General features: G+C 40.7%; 8 protein-coding genes. All 8 read left to right on the forward strand.

The annotated features are described in order from the left end of the window. The first annotated feature begins 290 nt into the window (after nucleotides 1-290). The 8 genes from speE (at nucleotide 291) to BCU91_RS06935 (ending at nucleotide 7524) form a co-directional block, all read left to right on the forward strand. Nucleotides 291-1169 carry a polyamine aminopropyltransferase gene (gene speE / locus BCU91_RS06900; RefSeq protein ID WP_198589280.1) on the forward strand — a complete coding sequence of 293 codons (879 nt, stop codon included), beginning with the start codon at nucleotides 291-293 and terminating at the stop codon, nucleotides 1167-1169. Nucleotides 1170-1197: 28 nt separating this feature from the next. After that, a complete protein-coding gene (speA, locus tag BCU91_RS06905) occupies nucleotides 1198-3111 on the forward strand; it encodes a biosynthetic arginine decarboxylase (protein ID WP_102438263.1) in 1914 nt (637 codons plus the stop codon). A 50-nt stretch (nucleotides 3112-3161) separates the two neighbouring features. Further along, on the forward strand, nucleotides 3162-4091 hold the full coding sequence (locus BCU91_RS06910) for an adenosylmethionine decarboxylase (RefSeq protein WP_102438261.1): 930 nt from the start codon (nucleotides 3162-3164) through the stop codon (nucleotides 4089-4091). A gap of 30 nt (nucleotides 4092-4121) precedes the next feature. After that, the gene (gene speB, locus BCU91_RS06915; RefSeq protein WP_102519666.1) at nucleotides 4122-5054 is read left to right on the forward strand and encodes an agmatinase; all 933 of its coding nucleotides are present in this window, start codon (nucleotides 4122-4124) and stop codon (nucleotides 5052-5054) included. A gap of 206 nt (nucleotides 5055-5260) precedes the next feature. Further along, nucleotides 5261-5899, forward strand: coding sequence for a pyridoxamine 5'-phosphate oxidase (pdxH, locus tag BCU91_RS06920; protein ID WP_102531174.1), 639 nt, complete (start codon nucleotides 5261-5263; stop codon nucleotides 5897-5899). A 60-nt stretch (nucleotides 5900-5959) separates the two neighbouring features. After that, the gene (locus BCU91_RS06925) at nucleotides 5960-6409 is read left to right on the forward strand and encodes a YaiI/YqxD family protein (RefSeq protein ID WP_102438255.1); all 450 of its coding nucleotides are present in this window, start codon (nucleotides 5960-5962) and stop codon (nucleotides 6407-6409) included. A gap of 131 nt (nucleotides 6410-6540) precedes the next feature. After that, nucleotides 6541-7116 carry a YceI family protein gene (locus tag BCU91_RS06930; protein ID WP_076537515.1) on the forward strand — a complete coding sequence of 192 codons (576 nt, stop codon included), beginning with the start codon at nucleotides 6541-6543 and terminating at the stop codon, nucleotides 7114-7116. Nucleotides 7117-7173: 57 nt separating this feature from the next. Continuing rightward, a complete protein-coding gene (locus tag BCU91_RS06935) occupies nucleotides 7174-7524 on the forward strand; it encodes a DUF3802 family protein (RefSeq protein ID WP_102438251.1) in 351 nt (116 codons plus the stop codon). Nucleotides 7525-7600 lie beyond the last annotated feature (76 nt).

Consider the following 7600-nt stretch of genomic DNA (forward strand, 5'->3'; position numbering starts at 1 on the left):
TATTAAGATATTTTTATATTAAAATGGATTTTTCTTGCTTGCATTTAACCGGTTAGCAGGGTTTAATTGCGCCGCTTTTTTATTTGCACTTTTCAAGTTTCTGTTGTGTCATAACCGTGAGACTGTTTGCTATGTTTATGGCTAGCGCACAGCAGGTATTGAGGCTTGATTGTTTGCTATTAACTGAGTCGTTCATGACCACATCGTTTTGGTCGCTTTGTATGACTCTTTTTGCTCACTTATTTCTACGTGGTGTTATTACAAAAATAACCACGTTGGACTTTTATAACATGATAAACAAATCAGATATTTATTACGAAACATTGCACGCTGGCTATGGTCAGTATTTTGAGGTTGAGCAGGTTTTGTTTGAACAAAAAACACAGCAGTGGCATTTAAGTATTTTTGAAAATAAAACATTTGGCCGTGTTATGGCGTTAAATGGTGCGATTCAAACCACTGAAAAAGATGAATTTGTTTATCATGAAATGATGACTCATGTACCTATTATTGCCCATGGTAAAGCCAAACGAGTACTCATTATTGGTGGCGGCGATGGCGGTATGCTAAGGCAAGTGCTTAAACATAGCGCGATTGAGCAGGTTACTATGGTTGAGATCGATGCTAATGTGGTTGAGATGTGTAAAACCTATTTCCCGCAGCATTCTCAAGGTGCGTTTGAAGACCCAAGAGTAAACTTGGTCATTGATGATGGCATGCATTTTATTGCCCAATGCCAAGACAAGTTTGATGTGATTATCTCTGATTGCACTGATCCGGTGGGGCCTGGTGAAGTACTGTTTAGTTCACCATTTTATGAAAATTGTAAACGCTGCTTAACTGAGCAGGGGATTTTTGTGGCCCAAAACGGTGTGGCTTTTTTACAGCCTGAAGAAATACAAGATACGGTTCGTAGAATGAGCCCTTATGTAAAAGACTGCTGGTTTTACACTGCAGCAGTACCGACTTATATTGGTGGCACCATGGCATTTGCGTGGGCTACCGATAATGTGTGTGCCAGACAGCAAGATTTAGCAACATTAACCCAACGGTTCGAGACGGCAAACATTAATACTCGTTATTATACGCCTGCTCTTCATATGGCAAGTTTTGCATTGCCAGCTTTTGTAGAAAATGCAGTCAAAAGTGCGCAAGTAACCACTGCATAATTTGCTTGATATAGACGGAATAAAAAATATGAAAGATTGGTCTATCGAAAATGCACGTGCAAGCTATAACGTGACTCATTGGAGCCAGCAGTATTTTGGTATTGCAGATGATGGCGAAGTGACTGTTACTCCAGATCCATCCAAACAAAACTGTACCATTGGCTTAAATGAACTCGCCAAAGATATGGTTAAAGCTGGGGTGTCGTTACCTGTATTAGTTCGTTTTCCGCAAATTTTGCATCGCCGAGTTGAAAACTTATGTGATGCGTTTAATGCCGCTATACAAAAATACGAGTATCAGAATGACTATTTATTAGTTTATCCGATCAAAGTGAATCAACAGCAAACCGTAGTTGAAGAAATTCTTGCCAGTCAAAAGTCTAAAGAAGTGCCACAACTTGGCCTTGAAGCAGGTAGTAAACCTGAATTAATGGCGGTACTGGCGATGGCGCAAAAAGCCAGCTCAGTTATTGTTTGTAACGGCTATAAAGATAAAGAGTATGTTCGCTTAGCCTTAATTGGTGAAAAGCTAGGTCATAAAGTTTATATCGTCATTGAGAAGTATTCAGAGCTTAAGCTAATTCTCGAAGAGTCAGCAAAACTTGGGGTGACACCACGTTTAGGTTTACGTACCCGTTTAGCTTTCCAAGGTAAAGGCAAGTGGCAAGCCAGTGGCGGCGAAAAATCCAAATTTGGTTTATCTGCAGCTCAAGTACTAAAAGTGCTCAATGAGTTAAAGCGCGTCGATAAGATGGAATCATTGCAACTTATCCATTTCCACTTAGGTTCGCAAATTGCCAATATTCGCGATATTCGCCAAGGTGTGAGTGAAGCCGCACGTTTTTATTGTGAATTACGTGAAATGGGCGCCTTGATTGATACTTTCGATGTCGGTGGTGGTTTAGCCGTAGATTATGATGGTACCCGAAGCCAAAGTAATAACTCGATGAATTACGGCTTAGCTGAGTACGCTAACAATATCGTTAATGTGTTAACCGATATTTGTAATGAGTACGACCAACCTATGCCACGAATTATTTCAGAATCAGGTCGCCATTTAACCGCGCATCATGCCGTGTTAATTACTGATGTGATTGGCACCGAGTCATACTATCCTGAAGAGATCCATCCGCCTGAAGAGAGTGCGCCGCAGTTACTGCACAACATGTGGATGTCATGGACGGATATGAGTGAGCGCCCAGATAGCCGCGCCATTATCGAAATTTATCATGATACGCAAAGTGATATTGCTGAAGCGCATTCATTATTCTCAATGGGTCAATTGACCTTAATGCAGCGCGCTTGGGCTGAGCAAACCAATTTACGTGTTTGTCATGCACTTAAAAGCTTATTAAGTAATAATAACCGTTTCCATCGCCCTATTATTGATGAGTTGAATGAAAAATTAGCAGATAAGTTCTTTGTTAACTTTTCATTATTTCAATCAATTCCAGATGCTTGGGGGATTGATCAGGTGTTCCCAATATTGCCGTTAAGCGGTTTAGATAAGCCACCTGAAAGACGCGCGGTCATGCTTGATATTACCTGTGATTCAGACGGTATTGTTGATCAATATGTTGATGGCCAAGGCATTGAAACGACGTTACCTGTGCCTGCATGGTCAGCTGAAAGTCCATATTTGATTGGCTTTTTCATGGTCGGTGCTTATCAAGAAATTTTAGGTGATATGCATAACTTATTTGGTGATACCAATTCTGCGGTTGTGCGTGTAGAAGACAATGGCTTACCTAATATTGAGTCTGTGTTGGCTGGCGATACCGTTGCTGATGTGCTGCGTTATGTCAATCTTGATGCAGTTGCATTTATGCGTACCTATGAAGAGCTTGTGAATCAGCATATTGCTGAAGATGAAAGAGCATCAATTTTGGAAGAGTTACAGTTAGGTCTAAAAGGTTATACCTATTTAGAAGATTTCTCGTAAAAGTGTTTTTGCGGCGCGGATAATGCGCGCCGCTGTTTTAGGTTTAATTTATGTTTTTTGAAGGTTCAGAAAAGAAAATTGAAGTCATCATTGCTGACTCCAATGTTAGATTACGGCATTTGGGCCAGCCTTTTTGGGCTGGTATCGTTGCTTGTGCCAATGCTGAAATTTTATCTTCAGTGAGTAATGATTATTGCGACGCCTACTTGCTTAGCGAGTCGAGCTTATTTGTTTGGGATGATCGCTTTGTGATGCTAACGTGCGGCACGACAACCCTTGCTGATGCGGTTATGTCATTTATCGACCACGTTGGGGAGCAAGCAATTGCTTTTGCCAGTTACCAGCGTAAAAACGAGTATTTGTCGCATTTACAATCAAGTTCATTTAAAGAAGATTTGACTAAAATTCGTCAAACAGTAACCGGAAATGCCTATCGCATTGGTCACTTAGACTCGCATCATCATTATTTGTTCAGTACTAAAAAGCCATTTATTGCGCCAACAACTGACGTCACTAATGAACTATTGATGTATCACATTAATGGCGCAGCAGCGAATTATTTACGTGGCGTAGATCAGTCTGCACAGGGTATTCGTGACTTGCTTGAATTGTCGGTGCTATTTCCTGATTTTATTATTGATGACTTTTTATTTGAGCCTTTTGGTTATTCCATCAATGGCATCAAAGATGAGTCCTATTTCACCATTCATATCACCCCGCAAGAAAAAAGCTCCTATGTGAGCTTTGAAACGAATCTCAATCTTGCAGATTATCCTGTTGATGTTTATGGCAAGTTATTGGGCATTCTCAACCCTGGTAGCTGGGATGTGATTGGCTTTAACTCCCCGAGAAATACTCAGGGGTTCCCTGAACATCTATGTTTAGGAAGTTGCTCATTAGCTACTGAGCAAGGCTATACCATTGATTTCAGTCATTATCAGCAGCTTTGTCATGAAGTGTTGATCCCAGAATATTTGTAGTTATTGGCTTAAGCCATTACGGAGATTTTTATGAGCACTTTTGCTGAAAAAGCAGATTACTCTTTGTATTCAAATGCATTTGGCTACTTACGTCAGCCATTAGATTTTAAACCCACTGAAACCGATGCCGATGTGGTGGTTATTGGTTTGCCTTTCGATATGGCCACCACGGGTCGCTCTGGTGGCCGCATGGGCCCTGAAGCCATTCGCCGTGCATCAGTCAACCTTGCGTGGGAAGAAACTCGTTGGCCATGGGATTTCAGCTTAAGCGAAACCATCAATATTGTTGATGCTGGCGACTTAGTGTTTGATTGTGGCGATCAAGAAGATTTCACCAGCCGTTTAGAAGCGTTTGCCACCCGTATTCTTGATGCAGATAAAGCACTACTCAGTTTTGGTGGCGATCACTTTGTGACTTTACCACTGCTGCGTGCTCATCATAAAAAGTACGGCAAAATGGCTTTGCTGCATTTTGATGCACATACCGATACATATAGCCAAGGCAGTAAATACGACCATGGCACTATGTTTTATCATGCGCCTAATGAAGGTTTAATTGCGCCTGAAAATTCAATTCAGATTGGTATTCGTACTGAATTTAATGCCGCCGATCATCTATTTAAAGTGATTGATGCTGCACAGGCCAATGATTTAACTGCTGAACAAATTGTCGAACAAATTAAAGCGAGAGTGGGCGATATGCCGCTTTATGTGACCTTTGATATTGATTGTTTAGATCCTGCTTACGCGCCAGGTACTGGTACGCCAGTTTGTGGTGGCTTAACCAGTGATAAAGCGATGAAGATCATCCGCGGCTTACGTGGCATGAACATAGTTGGTATGGACGTAGTTGAAGTAGCACCAGCCTATGATTCTGCTGATATTACCGCTTTAGCTGGGGCAACCTTAGGGCTGGAAATGCTCCACGTTTGGGCTGCAGGCAAAGGTTTAGTAAAAAAATAGTAGCAAATTAGTCTTAAATTAACGACTAAACACTTAAAATGCTCCTTTATAAAACCAACGTTCATCGTTGGTTTTTTTTATCGGAAATGAATTGTTTTTCAATGCTGATAATATTTGTCAATATTGTCATGATCATATATCAGTGTTCGTGAGTATAATGGCAACATATACAAAGACAGTTGCATCTAACGAGGTTTAGCAAAGATATGAATGATTTAACAGATATCCGCCGTGAATATACTCAAGGTGGTTTAAGGCGCAATGATCTCCCTGCTAATCCAATGACGTTATTTGAAACTTGGATTGAGCAAGCCAAAGACGCGCAATTAACCGATCCAACCGCTATGTGCGTAGCCACTGTTGATGAGCATGGGCAACCTTTCCAACGAATTGTGCTATTAAAAAAGTTTGATGATGATGGCTTTGTTTTCTTCACCAATCTAGAAAGCCGTAAAGCCACTCAATTGGCTCACAATGCCAAAATCAGTTTGTTGTTTCCATGGCATCCATTAGAGCGCCAAGTCGCCGTCACTGGCGTGGCAGAGCCGTTATCCATGCTTGAAGTGACTAAGTACTTTATGAGCCGCCCTAAAGACAGTCAAATAGCTGCATGGGTGTCAAAACAGTCCAGTAAAATTAGCGCAAGACAAGCCCTTGAAGTTAAATTTAATGAGATGAAGAATAAATTTGCCAAAGGTGAAGTGCCGTTGCCAAAGTTTTGGGGCGGTTACCGCGTAAAAGCTGACAGTATTGAGTTTTGGCAAGGTGGCGAGCGCCGCTTGCATGACCGTTTTATTTATCAAAAACAAGATAGCGATTGGCTTATCGATAGACTTGCGCCTTGATAAACGGCTTAAATTGCGTGCAAGTTTGATGTGTACTGATAAAAATTGACGAGAAAATGAATGAGTAAAACAATTTGGGTTGATGCCGACGCCTGTCCTAATCCGGTTAAAGAAATGCTATTTCGCGCCGCCGACCGCAAAAAAGTGCCATTGATATTAGTGGCCAATCAACTGATCCGCGTGCCAGCATCGGCTAATATTTCTGTGGTCAGAGTCAGCTCAGGTTTTGATGAAGCTGATAATTACATTGTTAAGCAATTAAATAGTGGTGATTTAGTTATTACCGGTGATATTCCGTTAGCGGCAGATGCCATTGAAAAAGGCGCCGTGGTGTTTAATCCCCGCGGTGATATCTATACCGTTGATAACATAAAACAACGTTTGACCATGAGAGATTTTATGGAAGAGCTAAGAAGCAGCGGCGTGCATACTGCAGGGCCCAATAGTTTTTCACAAGCCGATAAACACGCTTTTGGGCAAGCATTAGATAAATGGTTGAGTCGCTTGTAAAAATTTCTTGAGTCGTTGTATAGAGCAAGGTTTCACCCTTACCGGAATCATGGTGATAATAATAGCGTTCCAGCCAGTTAAGAAAATTTAATCTATAATTTAACTGTTTTTATTCACAAAAAGGATTAATGATGAAAAAATGGATCGCAGTATTACCATTAGTATTACTCAGCACCTCAGTGTTGGCCGCAGATTGGCAAGTGAAACAAGCGCATTCAAAAGTGAGCTTCATTTCAATTAAACAAGCCGATGTTGCTGAAGTACATGATTTTAAACAAGTCAGTGGTAATTTGACCTCAGCAGGGGCCTTTAACTTAACGATTGATTTGGTCAGTGTTGATACCGGTATTGAAATACGTGATGAACGCATGCAGGCCATGTTATTTGAAGTGGCTAAATATCCGCAACTACAGTTAAGTTCGATGGTTAATCCACAACTCGTGGCTGATTTGAGTGTTGGCTCAACGTTAGTGACCCAAATTGATGGCACAATTGAGTTACATGGTAAAACCAAGAAACAATCATTTGATGTGTTGATCGCTAAATTATCAGACACAAAAATGGTAGTGACCAGTATGTCTCCTGTCATTGTGCAAGCGGCAGATTTTGGTTTAACTGACGGGGTGAATAAGTTGCGCGAAATCGCTGGCCTTGGCAGTATAAGCTTAGCGGTACCCGTGTCGTTTGTATTAACGTTATCGCAATAAAACGAATTGTGGCTTTTGTGTGAATCACATACAAAAGCCACCTCATTAAGGTAAGTAATGGTCACAGATAAAGACGGTTATATTCATCTAATTCAATATTTAACTGAACATTTAGGCCTATTTGAAAAGTCTGAAGCCAGCAGCATTAACAATCAAACGGTTTTAGAATTATTTGAAGATCAGTTATCAGCCCAAATCATCATGGTATGTGGTCAAAACCCCAAGCTTTCATTTGAACAAAGAAATGACATCATTCGAGAAATTGATGCCATTGTTTATGATCTTGAAGAAATTCTCGCCAGTGTCGCTAAGCATAATGCTACGGCGGAGCAGAGTATTTTTATCACTGAGTTCTCAGGGCTTATTAAGAACTTATTCGATAAAGAAATCGAGCAACTTCTCAGATAAACCTATTTTTAACGTCATTATTTTAATTATTTATATTCATTACCTGCATGTTTAAATCTCTTGTTGGTGCAATGCT

Source organism: Shewanella sp. 10N.286.52.B9 (genome assembly GCF_002873635.1).
In the GTDB taxonomy this organism is placed as follows: Bacteria; Pseudomonadota; Gammaproteobacteria; order Enterobacterales; family Shewanellaceae; genus Shewanella.